This window comes from Acidocella sp. C78 (genome assembly GCF_907164655.1).
Genome location: NZ_CAJQZK010000074.1, coordinates 23,138 through 39,111, shown reverse-complemented (window position 1 = coordinate 39,111; position 15,974 = coordinate 23,138). Strand labels below are relative to the sequence as shown.

Sequence of the window (15,974 nt, the reverse complement as noted above, 5' to 3'; positions counted from 1 at the left end):
CCATGCCAGGCCTTGAAACTGCCGACGAACCCGGCAATCCGCCGCCCGCCGAGGCCGAGCCGGGCGCGCAGCGCCTGCCCCGCCGGATCGACATCGGCGAAGCGGGCGAGATCGACCCCGTTGGGAACCACATGAACGCGGTCCGCCCGGCCGAGCACGGCGGCGACATGCGCCGCCACCTGCCGGGAGACGGCGATGATCGCGTCCGCCCCGCGATACGACTCCGCCTCCGCCGCCAACGCCTCGTCAACGAGACAAAGGCCGCGAAACCGCCGCTGCTCCTCGACCAGCGGCGCGTTGACCTCCAGGAGCCGCGGCACGCCCAGCCGCGTGGCGATGCACACGCCCGCGCGATGAAACAGCGCATGCCGCTCATAGACGAGGTCGGGCGCGATGCCGTGGCTGGCGAGCGCGGCGAGAACCCGGTCGCCGACCGACCAGTCATGCTCGATCCGCACGCGCTCGCGCCGCTCGATCGGGTCGATGATCGCCATGTCCGCCGGCGGCGGCGCGAATTCCAGGAGGCGCGCCGGCGGCGGCGGATTGCCGGCGCCGCGCGTGGTGCAGGCGAGCGTCACCTCATGGCCGAGCGACGCCGCCGCGGCGACGAATTCGCGCACATGCACCGAAGCGCCCTTGTCGCCCTCGACCGGAATGCCCCGATCGAGATTGAGATACAGGATCTTCACGACGATGCCTTCGCCAGCGATGAGGGTGCTGTGGGCGAATCGGCGCGAAACCGCGTCCCGCCGCCCTCCCGCGCCTGCGGCACGCAGCCGGCGCAGCCGAGCAGCGCATGCAGCCGGCGCGTGGTCGTCCAGAGGTCGAACTCGCCTTCGAGCCGCGCCCGCCCGGCTTCGGCCAGGCGGCGCGCGGTGGCGGGATCGGCCAGGATGTCCTCGATCGCCGCGGCCAGCGCCGCCGGATCGCGCGGCGGCACCAGCCGCCCGGTCTCGCCGTCGCGGACCAGTTCGGGAATCCCCGACACCCTGGTCGAGACCACCGGCACGCCGATCGCCATCGCCTCGGCGATCACGTTGGGAATCCCGTCGCGGTCGCCATCCTCCGTGATCCGCGGCGCGAGCGCGAACACATTGGCGGTGGCGTAGAGCGCGATCAGGTCGGCATGCGTCATCGCGCCGTCGAGCGTCACCACCCCGTCCAGCCCGTGCGCCGCGATCTGCGCCTGCAACGTCTCGCGCAGCGGCCCCTCGCCGATGATCCGGCAGCGGAAGGCGATGCCTTGCCGGCGCAGCCGCGCGCAGGCCGCGATCAGGTCGTCATGCCCCTTTTTCGGCACCAGCCGGCCCACCGAGAGGATCAGCGTCTCGCCGGCCTCCCGCACTGCCGCGTCCTGCCGGCGCGCGCCGAACAGGCCGAGATCGATGCCGTGATAGACGAGCTTGATCCTGTCCGTCTCGCCATCCAGCAACCCGGCGAGATATTTGACGTTGTACCCCGTGCAGGTCGCGACGAAGCTGGCCGCCAGCGCGCGCTTGCGGATCACCTGCGGCGGCGTGAGGTAGAGATCCTTGGCATGGGCGGTGAAGCTGAAGGGCAGCCCCGTCATCATGCTGGCGAACCACGCGGCGGCGGCCGGCGCATTGGCGAAATGGGCGTGAATGTGGCGGATGCCGTGGCTCCGGCACAGGGTCGCGATCACGCCGCCGCGCAGGAACTGCTTCCAGACCGAGAGCGGATTGGGCGACCGCGCGGAAAACAGCATCGCCCGGCCGAAGGCGGCGAGATAGCGCCCGGGCGCGGCGGCGATGGCGCGGCGATGGGCGGCGGCGATCTGCCGGCGCCCGGCCGCCTCGCTCATCGGCGGAACCGGATGCAGCGGCGCCTCCACCTCGGCGACCATCGGGTGGTGCGGCGGCGGTTCCGGCGGCAGCAGCGAGACGATGTGCAGCTTCGCCCCCAGCCGCTCCATCGCGCGGATCTCGTTGAGAATGAAGGTTTCCGTCAGCCGGGGATAGCGCTTCATGATATAGATGACCGGCGCATCCCCGGCGGGGGCGGCGGCAGGGTCGAGGCTGGCGAAGGCGGGCATCAGGCGATCTCCCAGGCCGGGCCGGCCACGTCCTGCCGCGACCCGGCGACGGCGGTGAGATGGGCGGCCACCCGTTCGGCGCCATTGAGATCGAGCCGTGCCCAGGTTTCGGGCGGCGGCTCGGCGGCGGCGAGGACGGACGGGATCTCGCGCGCGAGATCGGCGGCGAGATCCGGCCCCTGCTCGATGGCACGCACCAGGCCAAGCCCCGCCAGCAGCCGCGCCCGCAGCAGCTGTTCCGCCCGCGGCGCCGGCCGCGGCACCAGAATCGCCCGCTTGCGCGCGGCGATCAGTTCGGCGCTGGTATTGTAGCCCGCCATCGCGATGACGAGATCGGCGGCGCGCAGGCTCGGCAGCGGATCGGTGATGTAGTCCACCAGCTCGACATCGTCCCGCCCGGCGGCCGCTGCGGTCAGCGCGGCGCGCTGCGCCGTCTGCATCAGCGGTCCGGTCACGATGACGGAATGGAACGCCGCCGGCATCCCCCGCGGCAGCCCGCGCAGATAGGCCTCCATCAGCGCGAACCCGTCGCCGCCGCCGCCGGCCGTCACCAGAACGACCTTCCGCCCCGCCGCCCGCAGCGCGGACCAGCACGGCGCCGCCCCCTCGCCGCCCGGCCGCAGCAGATCGGCGGCGACGACATGCCCGCAATACCGCACCCGCCCGGCCACCGCCCCGCCGATCCCGTACGCCTCCGCCACGTCGAACAGGGCGCGCGAGCCATAGACCAGAATATCGTCATAAGCCTGGTCGAGCAGGTCGGGGATGTCCTGCTCGGCCCAGATCGCCCGCACCGTCTCCGGACTGTCGAGAATGTCGCGCAGGCCGAGCATGACCCTGGTCTGCGGCATGTCGCGCCGCATCATCGCCAGCGTGGGCAGGATTTCCCCGTTCATCCCCGCCGGCGCGTGATCGACCAGGAACACGTCCGGCCGGTAGCGCAGCGCGAGGGTCAGGATCAGCGCGGCGCGATAGCCTTTCACCAGGCCGAAACTCTGCCCCGCCTCGCGCGCCTTGTAGGTTTCGGCGCCGGTCTTCACCACCGGCGGCAGCGGATGCACATGCAGCCCCGGCGGCAGCCGCCACCGCCCGATCACCGGCGAGCCGGTCAGCAGGTGAACCGCGAACTGCCGCGTGTCGAGCAGCCGCTCGGCGATGGCGAGGTTGCGGCGCAGATGCCCGAGGCCGAACGTGTCGTGCGAATAGAGAAACACCACCGCCGGCCCGACGCGCCCGCCGCATCCCGGCGCCCGTGCGCCGCCCCGGCGCGTCAGAATGCCGCCCGGCCAGCCTTCCGGCGCCGCTTCATCCGGCATCCCCCCGCCGCCAAACGGCTCGGCCGCATCCACCCCCGCCTCCCGCCAGACGGCGCCGGCGAATCCTGGCGCGCTGTCCCGCTCAGCCACATGAACATCGCGCATACAGGGTTCCTTTCCGCTGTCGGTGTCATGTTGTTATCGTGGGAGAAAGTTCCACAGTCAAGCGCGAAAACGACAGCAAGCATGAACAAGCGGACAGGTTCACCCGTCCCGCGCCGCAGCGCGGATTCCGGTTTTTTCTGTCTAAGTTATTGAAAAGACTGTTAGAAATGCGCCATGACGCCGAGGCCGGCGCCGAAGGCGGCACTCTGCGAGGTCAGCCCACGCGTTGCGTAAAGCTGCAATTCCCAACGGAAATTCATCCGCAGGTTATATGCCAGTATGGCGGAGGCCACCGCCGTGCGCCGCTTCTGGATCGGCGTGTGGCCGATCAGGATAACGCTGACGAACTGCCGGGGGGTCACCGCCACCGCCACCCCCGGCTCGAAGGTCATGACATTCAGGAGGTGCAGCCCCGGCAGACGGCCGACCACGCGGTAGCCAAGCTGAACATAGGGAAACACCCGGTCGCCGATCCGCCAGACCGTCCGCACGCCGGCTTCCTCGTCAAACCGCCCGGTCCCGAGCCCCTTGCGATAGGAAGCGACCGGCAGCTTCACCTTCACATAGGGCTCGATGGCCGGCACCGCGCCATGCGCGTGCGCGAGCCGGTATTCGGCCTTGACCCAGACATCGCCGAGGCCCTGGCGGGTGGCGCCGGAGCCGCGCCCGGAAATCACCGACTGTCCGGCCACGATCCCAGCCCCCGCCACCGCGATATAGGGCAGTTCCACCCGCACCAGCAGACGGTTGTGCTGATAGACGACCGACAGCGGCAGGTCATAGATGTGAATGGTGTGATGGGTGCCGAACCGCCCGGTGAACAGCGAAGGTTCGAGCCCGATGGTGAAGCCGTTGGGCGCAGCGGCGCGTGCCGGCCCGGGCAGGGCCGCGGCGGCCAGCAGGGCCAGCGCCGAAAGCCCCCGGTATCCTTCCGCCGCCGCCACGCGCGCGCTTCCCAAGACCGTCATCGCGTTCCCATAATGATCCCATCCAGTATCATAATGGAATATGTCATTCCAATGGCCTGCGCGGCTGTCATCCGATTGCAAATTTCTGCACGTGTATTATGTGGGAGTTTGTCACACACAGAACGCGGGGCGGATGGCTGAGGCAGCCACCCACGCCACGGTCGGCAGGCGAGCGGGAATGGAATCCGATATCGAGAACATGCTGGGCCGGTTGCTGCGTCCCCTCGTCGCCTATCTCATGCGACGGGGCTGGGGCTACATCGCCTTTCGCGACCTGCTCAAGCGCGTCTACATCGACGAAGCCGTCCGCAACCACGAGGGCGATGCCAGCCCGACCGACAGCCAGATCAGCGCCATCACCGGCATCAACCGCCGCGAGGTCAAGCGCCTGCGCGAGGCCGCCGCCGCCGCGGCAACACCGCCGCCGCGCGACCCGATGGCCGGGGTCAACGCCGCCGCCCGGGTGATCGGCACCTGGGTTTCCGCCGCCGCCTTCCGCGATGCGACGGGCGCGCCGCGGCCGCTGACGGTGCGCGGCGAGAGCGACGATCCGGGGTTCGATGCCCTGCTCCGCGCCGCGAAGGTCGATGTGCGCGGCCGCACCATCATCGAGGAACTCGAACGCGCCGGCGCGATCGAGCGGTTGGCCGATGAGCGCATCCGCCTGCTGCGCGCGGCCTTCACCCCCGGCGAGCCGCGCGACAAGCTGCTCTTCCTCGCCGCCAATGTCGGCGATCACATGCGCAGCGCCTTCCACAACCTCGCCGGCGAGGAGCCGGTCTTCATCGAGCGGGCGCTGTTCCACAACGGCATCGGCGCAACCCGGCTCGCCGCCGCCCGCCCCGTGCTGTCCGACATGGCGGACCGGCTGCTGCGCCAGTGCAACGAGCATCTGCTCGCGGGCAATCTCTCCAGCACCGAGGCCGAGGGTGCGGGCGATGGCGAGGGAAAACTGCGCCGGCTCCGCCTCGGCGTGTATTATTACGAGACCGATGCCGATGACCGTCCCTGAGCCGACCGCGCCGCGCCGGAAGCGCTGGCGCCTTGCCCTGCTGCTCGCCGTGCCGCTCGGCACCCTGCCCGGCCTTGCCGGCGCGCAGGAGACCGGCGGCATCGGCGGCACCGGCATCCGCCATGACACCGGCGGCATCGGCGGCACCGGCATCGGCCAGGAAACCGGCGGCATCGGCGGCACCGGCATCGGCCGCACTGGCGCGCCCATCGTCGGCTATGGGCCGATCCAGCGCTTCGGCAGCGTCTTCGTGAACAACCGGGAATACCGCATCACCGCCGGCACCCTGGTCACGATCGACGGCCAGCCCGCCACCGCCGCCGCTCTCCGGGTGGGCGACATGGCGATCGTCCACGGCGTCGCCGAGGGCGCGCATGGCGGCATCGCCCGCAGCATCGCCACCTGGCAGGCGATCATCGGCCCGGTCACCCACATCGCCGCCAACGGGCGGGAGATCACCGTGCTGCGCCAGACCGTCCTGCTGCCGCGCCCGCTGCCCGGCGCCGCGCTGCATCCGGGGCAGATGGTCGGGATCTCCGCCCAGCGCCAGACCGATGGCAACTGGGTCGCCTCCCGCGTCAACACCCTGCCCGCATCGCACGGCTTCCGGCTGGAAACCACGCTCGGCGCGAGCCCGCCCGGGCAGGCGCGGCTCGGCGGCCTCGTGCTGACGGCGAAACCCGGAATGCTCGCCGGGCTGCACCAGGGCGAGCGCGTCATCGCCACTGGCCGCGTCATCGACGGGCAGCCGGTGCTCGCCGCCCTCGTGCCGCGCCCCCTGCGCCTCGGCACGCCGGGCACACGGGTCGAGGCGGTGAACTTCTTCCGCTCCACCGGCAGCGGGCGCCTCGTCGCGGCTGACGGGATGGCGGTGAAGGCGCCGCCCGGCGCGCACCGGTTCAGCGGCCTCACCCGCGTCGAGGTGATCGGCGAACTCTCCGAAGCCGGCGAGATCACGGCAACCGAGCTGACCCCGGAACTCCCCGAACCGCCCGAGACCGGACCATCCGGCGGCAAGCCGGGAGAGGCCGGCCCGCCTGTGCATACGGCCGCGCCGCCGGCGCACCATCTCGAGCCGCCGGAAGTCGGCGAGGCGCCGGAGGCCGAGACGGTGGAAGACGGCACGCCGGAAATCGAGATCCCGAACCCGCAGACGCCGGAGCCGGATATCGACGCGCCCGAGATCGAGCCGCCGTCCGACCAGTAACCGAACGGCAAGCCTATCTATCTGATTTTCCAAGCATCTCTGTCCGATCAGATGACTCCATCTGATCGGACGTTGCTCTAGATTTCCGGGGGTCGACACCATCGGCACAACCCTGTCACCCGGAAAGGATCGCAGCCATGTCGAGTACCCAGGTCGAACCCCGGCCCAAGACCGCCGAGCCGGAGCGGCGCCACGCCGGCATGCCGGATTTCTGGCGCCCCTTCGAATCCCTGCGCCGTGAGGTCAACCGCCTGTTCGAGGATTTCGACGGCATTCCGCCGCGCCGCGCCCGGCAGGCCGGCTTCCCCTTCGAGCCGTTCTGGTCGCGCGGTCCGGACTCCCCGGCCGTCGATGTCATCGAGCAGGAGAAGGCCTTCGTCATCACCGCCGAACTCCCCGGGCTCGCGCTGAAGGATGTCGAGATCAAGGCGACCGACGACATGCTGTCGATTTCCGGCGAGAAGCGCAGCACGCAGGAAACCACGGCGGCCGACTACCAGCTCAGCGAACGCCGCTACGGCCGGTTCGAGCGGCGCTTCAGCCTGCCCGGCAGCGCCGATCCGGCGCGGATCGAGGCGCAGTTCGCCAACGGGGTGCTGACCATCACCCTGCCGAAACGGCCCGAGGCCATCCGCACCGAACGCAAGATCGAGATCAAGGCGGGCTGACCCGTCAGGGGCGTGCCGCACCGGCGCGCCCCGCTGCGGTTTCCGCATGACCGCTGCCCCCGGCGCGCTTCATCCCGTGAGCCCGGCAGCGTCGAACTGGGCCATGCGACGCAGCCGGGCGACGCGCTCGCGCAGCGGCGGGTGGGTCGCGAACAGGGCGTCGAACGCCGTGCCGGCGAGCGGATTGACGATGAAGAGCGAGGCGGTCGCCGGGTTGCGCTCGGCATCCTCGTTGCCGACCCAGCGCGCCATCTCCCCGATCCGCGAGAGCGCGCGCGCCAGCGCCAGCGGCTGGCCGGTCAGTGCGGCCGCACCGGCATCGGCGGCATATTCGCGGGCGCGGGAAATGGCGAGTTGCACCAGCGTCGCCGTCAGCGGCGCAAGGACCAGCAACAGCACGCCCGCGATGCCGGAAAACGGGCTCGCCCGGCGCTCGTCGCCGCCGCCGAAGATCAGCGCGAGGTTGGACATCATGCCGATCGCCCCGGCCAGCGTCGCGGTCACCGTCATCGTCAGCGTGTCGCGATGGCGGATATGCGAGAGTTCATGCGCCAGCACGCCGGCCAGTTCCGCCTCCTCCAGCGCGCCCAGCAGCCCGGTGGTCACGGCAACCGCCGCATGCGCCGGATCGCGCCCGGTGGCGAAAGCGTTTGGCTGGTCCGCATCGATCACGAACACCCGCGGCACCGCCATCCCCGCCTTGCGCGCCAGACGGTCGACCAGCGCAACGAGGCGGGGAAACGCCGCCGGATCGGCCGGCTGCGCCCCATAGGCCGCCAGCACCGCGCGGTCGGCCACCCAGTAGGCCACGAAATTCCCCGCGCCGGCGACCACGAAGGCAACCGCCGCTCCCGTTCCGCCAGCCAGGCCATAACCAACCGCCATGAACAGCGCGGTGAGCACCGCCATCAGCAGGCCGGTCCGGATCAGGTTCGCCATGACACGCCGCCTTTCATCAACAACGGGAGCAGCGCCAGCATCCTGTCTGATAGGCCTCGGGCGGGCGGGCCTCATTGAGGTGAATCAAGCCCCGCGCATTGACCCCGCGCTGCCTTGTGTGATCTGCTCGGCCTCGATTCGTCATCACCACGCCGGCCCGGCACCAGACAGCCCGGGCGCCCTGCCCCCGCGAGACACGACATGCTCAAGCCGGAAACCCGCGCGCTCCTCACCCGCGTCAGCACCGCCACCCTCGCCACCGCGCTGTTCCGCCGCGGCCTGCGCCAACAGGCGATCCAGGGCGCGCTGCCGCTCAGCCCGCCGCGGCAGAGCATGGTCGGCGAGGCCTTCACCCTGCGCTACATCCCGGCCCGCGAGGACCTCAACCCGATCACCGTGTTCCGCAACCGCGACCACAAGCAGCGCCAGGCGATCGAGACCTGCCCGCCCGGCGCGGTTCTGGTGATCGACAGCCGCAAGGACGCCCGCGCCGCCTCGGCCGGCGGCATTCTCGTCACCCGGCTGATGCAGCGCGGGGCGGCGGGCATCGTCACCGATGGCGGCTTCCGCGACAGCGCCGAGATCGCCGCACTCGGCTTTCCCGCCTATCACACGAGGCCGAGCGCGCCGACCAACCTCACCCTGCACCAGGCCATCGCGATCGACGATCCGATCAGCTGCGGCGACGCGCCGGTCTTTCCCGGCGACGTGATCGTGGGCGATGCCGACGGCGCGGTCGTGCTGCCCGCCCATCTCGCCGACGAGCTGGCGCGGGAGGCGACGGAGATGACGGTGTTCGAGGATTTCGTCACCGAGCGGGTGCGCGCGGGCGCCTCCATCCTCGGCCTCTACCCGCCGACCGACCCCGCCACCGAAGCCGACTTCTCCGCCTGGCGCACCCGCACCGGCCGGTAGAGCATCATCCGATCAGAGGGAATCATCTGATCGGATAAAGATGCTCTAATCATCGATATCAAACAGCATCATCCGATCAGAGGGAATCATCTGATCGGATAAAGATGCTCTAATCGTCTATATCATACAGCATCATCCGATCAGATCGCGCGCCTCATCCGGCGCGGCGGATCTCGTAGGCGCGCAGATGCACATCGGCGATGGCGAGCAGCGGGCACGCCGCCGCGTCGCCCCGCCGCAGCAGATCGCCGATGATGTGCCCGGCCTCGATCCGCCCGCCCTGCTCCATGTCGCGCAGCATCGAGGCGGTCATCGCCGAGCCGGGGGTGGCGAGCCATTCCTTCAGCCGCGCGGCTGCCGCCGGGCGCAGCTCGAACCCTTGCCGCGCGGCGATGCCGGCGCATTCGGCCGCCAGCCCGAGCGCGATCCCGGCGCCGCCGGCCTCGACGATCGCCCCCACCGGCGCGCGCATCAGGCAGGTGATGCCCGCGAGGGCGGCGATGAACACCCATTTCTCCCACATGTCCTGCATGATGGCGTCGCTCAGCCGGGTGACGAAACCGGCCCTGCCGAACAGCTCGGCGATCGCCCGCGCCCGCGCATCCTGCCCGGAGGCGCGCGGGCCGAAGGTCAGCGTATGCGCGTCGTTGAGATGCAGCACCTGCCCCTCGGCGTCGAGGGCGGCGGAAATCACGCACTGCCCGCCCAGCACCTGCGGCGCGCCGAACCGCGCATCGAGCACGTCGAGATGGCGCATGCCGTTGAGCAGCGGCAGGATCAGCGCGTGCGGGCCGATGCCCGGCGCCATCGCCGCCACCGCGTCGTCGAGGTCATAGGCCTTGCAGCTCAGCAGCACGAGATCGAACACCGGCTCCAGCCGATCGGCGGTCACCACCGATGGCGCGGGCAGATGCGCATCGCCCTTCACGCTGCGGATGACGAGCCCGCCCGCCGCCAGTGCCCGCGCCCGCGCCGGGCGCACCAGGAATGTCACGTCGAGGCCGGCCTCGGCCAGCCTGCCGCCGAAATATCCGCCGGTGCCGCCGGCGCCGACCACCAGAATGCGCATGGGGCGTCTCCTCAGCGCTGCATGATGATGAGAGTCGAGGTGGCCGAAGCATAGAGCCGGCCGCTCGCATCTGTCAGCTTCGCTTCCGAGAAGCCGGCGCGCCGGCCCAGCGAAATCACCGTGCCGACCGCGCGCACCACCCCGGTCTCGACCGTCATCGCCCGGTGATACGAAACCTTGAGTTCGAGCGTCGAATAGGCCTGCTCGGCGGTGAGCATGGTATGCACCGCGCAGCCGCAGGCGGAATCGAGCAGCGTCGCGGCGTAACCGCCATGCACCGTGCCGAGCGGATTATAGACCTCGCGCCCCGGACTGCCCTCGAACACCACCCGCCCCTCGGCGATCTCGACCAGGCGGAACCCCAGCGTCTGCCCCATCGCGAGCAGGTCGGAGTCCATCACGGCGCGAAGCTGGTCGATGCCGGGAAGCGGCGGCAGGGGGTCGGGCATGGAGTATCCTGGTCTGTGATTGAGTGCCATGCCTAGCCTGCCCTGCCGCATGCGACAATCCCGCGCGCCTCATCGCTCGGGCGCGGCCAGCCGCGCCTTCACCAGCCCGAGCATTCCCGCCGTCACCACCGACCCGGCGATGATGGCGACCACATAGAGCCCCAGATGCGTCACCGCGTTGGGAATCGGCAGCACGAAAATCCCGCCATGCGGCAGGCGCAGCTTCACATCCGCCACCATCGAGATCGCCCCGGCCACCGCCGATCCGGTCATGGTGCAGGGGATCACGCGGAACGGGTCCTCGGCGGCGTAGGGAATGGCGCCCTCGGTGATGAAGGACAGGCCGAGCACCGCGGTCGGCAGCCCTGATTCGCGTTCGAGCGTGGTGAAGCGGCTGGCGAACAGCCTGGTCGCCAGCGCGATGCCCAGCGGCGGCGTCATCCCCGCCGCCATCACCGCCGCCATCGGCGTGTAGACCCGCGCCGACAGCAGCCCGACCGCGAAGGTATAGGCCGCCTTGTTCACCGGCCCGCCCATGTCGAACGCCATCATCGCGCCGAGCAGCAGGCCGAGGGCGAGCGCGCCCGAGCCCTGCATCGAGCGCAGCACATGCGTCATCAGGTGCAGCAGCTCGGCCACCGGCCGGCCGATCACATAGACCATCAGCAGCCCGGTGAAGAGCGTGCCGAGCACGGGCAGCAGCAGCACCGGCTTCAGCCCCTGCAGGCCGCGCGGCAGGCGCAGCGTCTCGTTCAGCCAGCGCGTCGCGTAGCCGCCGATGAAGCCGGCGAGGATCGCGCCGAGAAACCCCGCCCCGGTCAGCGAGGCGAGCAGCCCGCCGATCATCCCCGGTGCGAGCCCCGGCCGGTCGGCGATGGAATAGGCGATGTAGCCGCCGAGCACCGGCACGAACAGGGTGAAGGCCGATTGCGCGCCGATCTCGAACAGCGCGCCGGCGAAGCTGCGCGCGGCCGCGGCGTCGGTCGCGTGGATTCCGCCGAAGGCGAAGGCCAGCGCGATCAGCAACCCGCCCGCGGTGACGAACGGAATCATGAACGACACGCCGGTCATCAGGTGCCTGTAGGGCCCGGTTCTCGCGCGCCCGGCGCCGGCGGCCACCGGCGCAGCACCGCCCTGGGGCGCGGCGTCACCGAGCGCGCGGGCGATCAGCGCCTCGCCGTCATTGATCGCGGCCCTGGTCCCGCTATGGAATACCCGCTTGCCGCCGAACCGCGCCTCCGCCACCTGCCGGTCGGCGGCGATCAGCACGACATCCGCCGCCGCGATCTCCGCCTCGGTCAGCGGCGTTCCCGCGCCGACCGATCCCTGCGTCTCGACGCGGATCTCGTGGCCGAGCGCCCTGCCCGCCCGCAGCAGCGCCTCGGCGGCCATGAAGGTGTGGGCGATGCCGGTCGGGCAGGAAGTGACCGCGACGATCTTCCGCCCGCCGGGCGCCGCCGCCACGGCGCGGCGCAGCACGGCGGCGGCATCGGCCAGCGCCTCGTCGATCGTGGCATCGCAGCGCCGCATCCCGGCGAAGCGCGGATCGCCCGCCGCCTCCGCCCCGATCTCGATCGCCACCGCCGCGGCGGCGATCCGGTCGGCGCCGAGCGGCTCGCGCACGCCATCGCCGCCGCGGATCTCGATCGCGATGTCATGCCCCGCATCGCGCGCTGCCCGGCGCAGCGCCTCGGCCGCCAGCCTGCGCGACACGGCACCCCGCCCGCCGGCAATCACCACGACGATCGCGCTCATGCCGCGTTCTCCCCCTCGCGCCGGACCACCACCTGCCGCGCCAGCGCCTCGACCGCGTCGCGCCCGGGCAGGTTCGCCCCCGGCGCGCGCAGCTTGGCGGCGGCGAAGGCGGTGCCCAGCCGGGCGATCCGTTCGAGCCCAGCCCCCGCATGCATCCCGGCGATGATGCCGGCCACCATCGCATCGCCGGCGCCGACCGTGCTGGCGACGAGCATCGGCGCAAGCGCCGCGCGCAGGCAGTCCTCGGCGGTGACGAACAGCGCCCCCTCGGCGCCGAGCGAAACGGCGACCAGCGACACCCCGCAGCCGAGCAGCCCGCGCGCCGCATCGCGCAGCGCCGCCGCATCCGCGAGGCGCCGCCCCGCCAGCGCCTCCAGCTCGGCGCGGTTGGGCTTGATGCACCAGGGCGGCGCGCCGCCGGCCAGAGCGCAGGCGAGCGGCGGGCCGGAACTGTCGAGCAATACCCGCGCGCCGCGCGCGGCAAGGTCGGCGATCAGCCCGGCATAGAACCCCTCATCGACCCCCGCCGGCAGGCTGCCGGCCAGCAGCACGATCGCCCCCGGCGCCGCGAGGCCGAGCAGCCGCGCGCTCACCGCCCGCAGCGATGACGCCGTCACCTCCAGGCCCGGCAGGTTGATGTCGGTGGTGTCGCCCGCATGCGCGAGCTTGACGTTGGTGCGGGTCTCGCCCGGCACCCGCAGGCATTCGTCGCGGATCGCCTTGGCCGCGAACAGCCGGGCGAAGGGCGCCTCGTTGGCGCGGCCGAGCAGCCCGGCGGCGATCACCGGAATGCCGCCCCAGTCGGCCAGGCAGCTCGCCACGTTCACCCCCTTGCCCCCGGCATGGAAGGCGACCGCGCGCGCCCGGTGCACCGTGCCGGGGGCGAGGGCGTCGAGGACGATCGTCTCGTCGATCGCCGGGTTGAGCGTCAGCGTGATCACCGGGCCGGTCACGCGCCCGCCTCCAGCGCCCGCACCTCGTCCGCCGTCGCGGCGTCGAGCGCGCGGGCGGCCAGCGCCCGCAAATCCTCCATCCGCGCGCCGCACAGCCGCGCCTTGACCGCCGCGATATCCGCCGGCGCCATCGACAGCGCCGTCACCCCGAGCCCGGCGAGCAGGGCGGCGCCGGCCGGATCGCCGGCGATCCCGCCGCACACGCCGACCGGGCAGCCCCGCGCCGCCGCCCCCGCCACAACCTGCGCCACCAGCCGCAGCACCGCGGGATGCAGGCTGTCCGCCGCGGCGGCGAGGGCAGGGTTCTGCCGGTCGGTCGCGAGGGTGTACTGCGTCAGGTCGTTGGTGCCGATCGAGAGGAAATCGCACGCCGCGGCCAGCCGCTCCGCCAGGATCGCGGCCGCCGGCACCTCGATCATGACGCCCAGCGGCAGCGCCGGCGCGCCGAGTGAAGCGCGCACCCGCTCGCAGGCGGCGCGCAGCCGGACGACCTCGTCCACCGATGTCACCATCGGGAACATCACCGCCACATCCCCGCCCGCCATCGCCGCGCGGTAGATCGCGCGCAGCTGCGGCTCCAGCAGGTCGGGCCGGCGCAACAGCAGCCGCGCCCCGCGCACGCCGAGAAACGGGTTCGCCTCGCGCTTCAGGCCGAGATGCGGCGCCTGCTTGTCGCCGCCGAGATCGAGCGCGCGGATCACCAGCCGCCGCCCGTCCACCGCCGCGATCATCGCGCGGTAGACCTCCAGCTGCGCGGCCTCGTCCGGCGGCGCAGCGGCGTCGAGAAACAGGAACTCGGTCCGCATCAGCCCCACCCCCTCACCGCCCGCCGCGAGCGCCGCCGCCACGAGGCCGGGCCGGTCGACATTGGCGGCGATGCCGATGCGCTGGCCATCCTGCGTCACCGCCGGCGCGCCGGCGGCGCCGGAAGCGGCCGCCTGCCGCGCGCGGGAGGCTTCGCGCCAGGCGATGGCCGACCCGATCGCCGCCGCCGGCGGATCGGGGTAGAGACACCCCGCCGCGCCATCCAGAATCGCCATCGCGCCGGAGGGCAGGCCGAGCAGCGCGCCGCCGCCGCCGACCAGCGCCGGCAGGCCGAGCGTGCGGGCGAGAATGGCGGTGTGCGCGGCCGGCCCGCCCGCCGCCGTGGCCAGCCCGGCCACGCGGGCGGGATCGAGCCCCGCCGTCTCCGAGGGCGACAGGTCGTCGGTGACGAGGATGCACGGCTCCGCCGGCAGATCCGCCAGCGACCCGGAAGCTGAAGCAGGATCGAGCCGGGCGAGTACGCGCCGGCCTGCATCGCGCAGATCGGCCGCCCGCCCGGCCAGTACCGGATTGTCCAGCTCCGCCAGCGCCGCGACGCGCTGCCCGACCGCCGCATGCCACGCCCAGGCCGGTCCATGCCCCTCGACCATCAGCCGGCAGCACGCGGCGATCAGGTCGTCATCGTGCAGCAGCTCCGCCTAGGCGCGGAAGATCGCCGCCTCGCCCGCCCCGAGCCGGGCTTCGGTCGCCGCCGCAAGGTCGTGCAGCTCGCCGCGCGCCGCCGCCAGCGCGGCGTCGAGCCGCATCCCGCTCTCGGCCAGCGCGAGCGGTTCGTCGGCAATTTCCGCAGCGCCCCCGGCCACGACATGCAGCCGGCCGATGGCAAGGCCCGGGCTGGCCGCAATCCCGCCGATCGCCGCGAGCGGCTCGGGCGGCGTCCAGCCCCGCGCGGATGCCGCAGGCGTCGGCGCCCGCACCACCGCCGGCGCGGCAGGCGCGGCGAGGCGCGCCCGCAGCCGGGCGAGGCCGGCGGCGGCGTTCTCCCCCTCGGCGGAGATCACCACGCGGTCGCCCGCGCGCAGGCCGAGATGCAGCAGCGCGACGAGATTGCGCCCATCCGCCACCGCCTCGCCATGCCGCACCCGAACCCTGAGGCCGCTCTGCCGCGCCGCCTCCGCCCAGGCGGCGGCCGGCCGCGCGTGCAGCCCGGCGGGATCCTCCACCACCATGTCGAACCGATGCGCGAAATCCGCCGCCGCCGCCGGGGCGGCAGGGCCGGCCGCCTCGCCCGCCAGCGCCTCGACGATCTCCTCCGCCGCCGTCGTCGCGGCGAGCGCGGCGAGCCTGTCCGGCGACTGCATCAGCGCGGCGAGGCGGCGGAGGATGGCGATGTGCGCATCGCCCCGCGCGGCGATGGCGACGATGAGCCGCGCCACCTGCCCCGCGCCCCACGCCACCCCGCCCGGCACCTGCAACACCGCGATCCCGTCGCACCGGACCAGGTGCCGGTCCTCGCCCATGCCGTGGGGAATCGCCACGCCGTGGCCGAGAAACGTGCCGGTGACGGCTTCCCGGCGCAGCATGCTGCGCGTATATCCCGGCGCGATGCAGCCGGCGTCTTCCAGCAGGCGGGCGGCCGCCGCGATCGCCGCGTCCTTCGAGGCGGGTGCTGCGCCGAGCCCGACCAGCGCGCGGCCGAAAGCGACATCCTGCAAGGGGGGTGACATCGGCGGTTTCCTCGTTTCCCTGGGAGAGAACCGAAAACGTTTTCAATTTTTCCTGTCAACAACATTCTCGTGT

13 protein-coding genes and 1 pseudogene are annotated in these 15,974 nt (G+C 72.1%); 4 read left to right on the top strand and 10 right to left on the bottom strand.

Going from position 1 to position 15,974, the window contains the following annotated elements:
• The 4 genes from ACIDOCELLA78_RS94325 to ACIDOCELLA78_RS94310 form a co-directional block, all read right to left on the bottom strand.
• On the bottom strand, positions 1 to 689 hold a 689-nt coding region (locus tag ACIDOCELLA78_RS94325), incomplete at its 3' end, for a glycosyltransferase (protein WP_201729552.1).
• Complete coding sequence (locus ACIDOCELLA78_RS94320; RefSeq protein ID WP_201729551.1) at positions 686 to 2,053, bottom strand: glycosyltransferase; 1,368 nt, start codon at positions 2,051 to 2,053, stop codon at positions 686 to 688. The genes ACIDOCELLA78_RS94320 and ACIDOCELLA78_RS94325, both read right to left, overlap by 4 nt.
• The gene (locus ACIDOCELLA78_RS94315) at positions 2,053 to 3,474 is read right to left on the bottom strand and encodes a glycosyltransferase family protein (RefSeq protein WP_201729550.1); all 1,422 of its coding nucleotides are present in this window, start codon (positions 3,472 to 3,474) and stop codon (positions 2,053 to 2,055) included. The genes ACIDOCELLA78_RS94320 and ACIDOCELLA78_RS94315 overlap by 1 nt, the downstream gene beginning before the upstream one ends.
• 161 nt (positions 3,475 to 3,635) lie before the next feature.
• Positions 3,636 to 4,442, bottom strand: coding sequence for a hypothetical protein (locus ACIDOCELLA78_RS94310; protein WP_201729549.1), 807 nt, complete (start codon positions 4,440 to 4,442; stop codon positions 3,636 to 3,638).
• A gap of 133 nt (positions 4,443 to 4,575) precedes the next feature.
• On the opposite strand from ACIDOCELLA78_RS94310, the gene ACIDOCELLA78_RS94305 reads away from it, so the two are divergent.
• From ACIDOCELLA78_RS94305 to ACIDOCELLA78_RS94295, 3 genes are all read left to right on the top strand, one after another.
• The gene (locus tag ACIDOCELLA78_RS94305; protein WP_249676540.1) at positions 4,576 to 5,454 is read left to right on the top strand and encodes a DUF6502 family protein; all 879 of its coding nucleotides are present in this window, start codon (positions 4,576 to 4,578) and stop codon (positions 5,452 to 5,454) included.
• Positions 5,441 to 6,661 carry a DUF5666 domain-containing protein gene (locus ACIDOCELLA78_RS94300; protein ID WP_201729548.1) on the top strand — a complete coding sequence of 407 codons (1,221 nt, stop codon included), beginning with the start codon at positions 5,441 to 5,443 and terminating at the stop codon, positions 6,659 to 6,661. The genes ACIDOCELLA78_RS94305 and ACIDOCELLA78_RS94300 overlap by 14 nt, the downstream gene beginning before the upstream one ends.
• A 137-nt stretch (positions 6,662 to 6,798) precedes the next feature.
• Positions 6,799 to 7,329 (top strand): Hsp20/alpha crystallin family protein, encoded by a 531-nt coding sequence (locus tag ACIDOCELLA78_RS94295; RefSeq protein WP_201729547.1) that lies wholly within the window; start codon positions 6,799 to 6,801, stop codon positions 7,327 to 7,329.
• A gap of 69 nt (positions 7,330 to 7,398) precedes the next feature.
• Here ACIDOCELLA78_RS94295 and ACIDOCELLA78_RS94290 read toward each other — a convergent pair whose 3' ends face one another.
• Positions 7,399 to 8,268 (bottom strand): M48 family metalloprotease, encoded by an 870-nt coding sequence (locus ACIDOCELLA78_RS94290; protein WP_201729546.1) that lies wholly within the window; start codon positions 8,266 to 8,268, stop codon positions 7,399 to 7,401.
• Positions 8,269 to 8,469: 201 nt separating this feature from the next.
• On the opposite strand from ACIDOCELLA78_RS94290, the gene ACIDOCELLA78_RS94285 reads away from it, so the two are divergent.
• Positions 8,470 to 9,183: a ribonuclease activity regulator RraA gene (locus ACIDOCELLA78_RS94285; protein ID WP_201729545.1), complete on the top strand. Its 714-nt coding sequence runs from the start codon at positions 8,470 to 8,472 to the stop codon at positions 9,181 to 9,183.
• Positions 9,184 to 9,337: 154 nt separating this feature from the next.
• Here the strand turns inward: ACIDOCELLA78_RS94285 and panE are convergent, their stop codons facing one another.
• The 5 genes and pseudogenes from panE to ptsP form a co-directional block, all read right to left on the bottom strand.
• Entirely contained in the window at positions 9,338 to 10,252 is a 915-nt protein-coding gene (panE, locus tag ACIDOCELLA78_RS94280) for a 2-dehydropantoate 2-reductase (RefSeq protein WP_201729544.1), read from the bottom strand.
• Positions 10,253 to 10,263: 11 nt separating this feature from the next.
• Entirely contained in the window at positions 10,264 to 10,701 is a 438-nt protein-coding gene (locus ACIDOCELLA78_RS94275) for a PaaI family thioesterase (RefSeq protein ID WP_201729543.1), read from the bottom strand.
• Positions 10,702 to 10,770: 69 nt separating this feature from the next.
• Positions 10,771 to 12,456 carry a PTS fructose transporter subunit IIC gene (locus tag ACIDOCELLA78_RS94270; protein WP_201729542.1) on the bottom strand — a complete coding sequence of 562 codons (1,686 nt, stop codon included), beginning with the start codon at positions 12,454 to 12,456 and terminating at the stop codon, positions 10,771 to 10,773.
• Complete coding sequence (gene pfkB, locus ACIDOCELLA78_RS94265) at positions 12,453 to 13,409, bottom strand: 1-phosphofructokinase (RefSeq protein ID WP_201729541.1); 957 nt, start codon at positions 13,407 to 13,409, stop codon at positions 12,453 to 12,455. The genes ACIDOCELLA78_RS94270 and pfkB overlap by 4 nt, the downstream gene beginning before the upstream one ends.
• Positions 13,406 to 15,901 (bottom strand): annotated as a pseudogene (ptsP, locus tag ACIDOCELLA78_RS94260) (phosphoenolpyruvate--protein phosphotransferase). Before ptsP ends, pfkB begins: the two are co-directional and overlap by 4 nt.
• Positions 15,902 to 15,974: the final 73 nt, after the last annotated feature.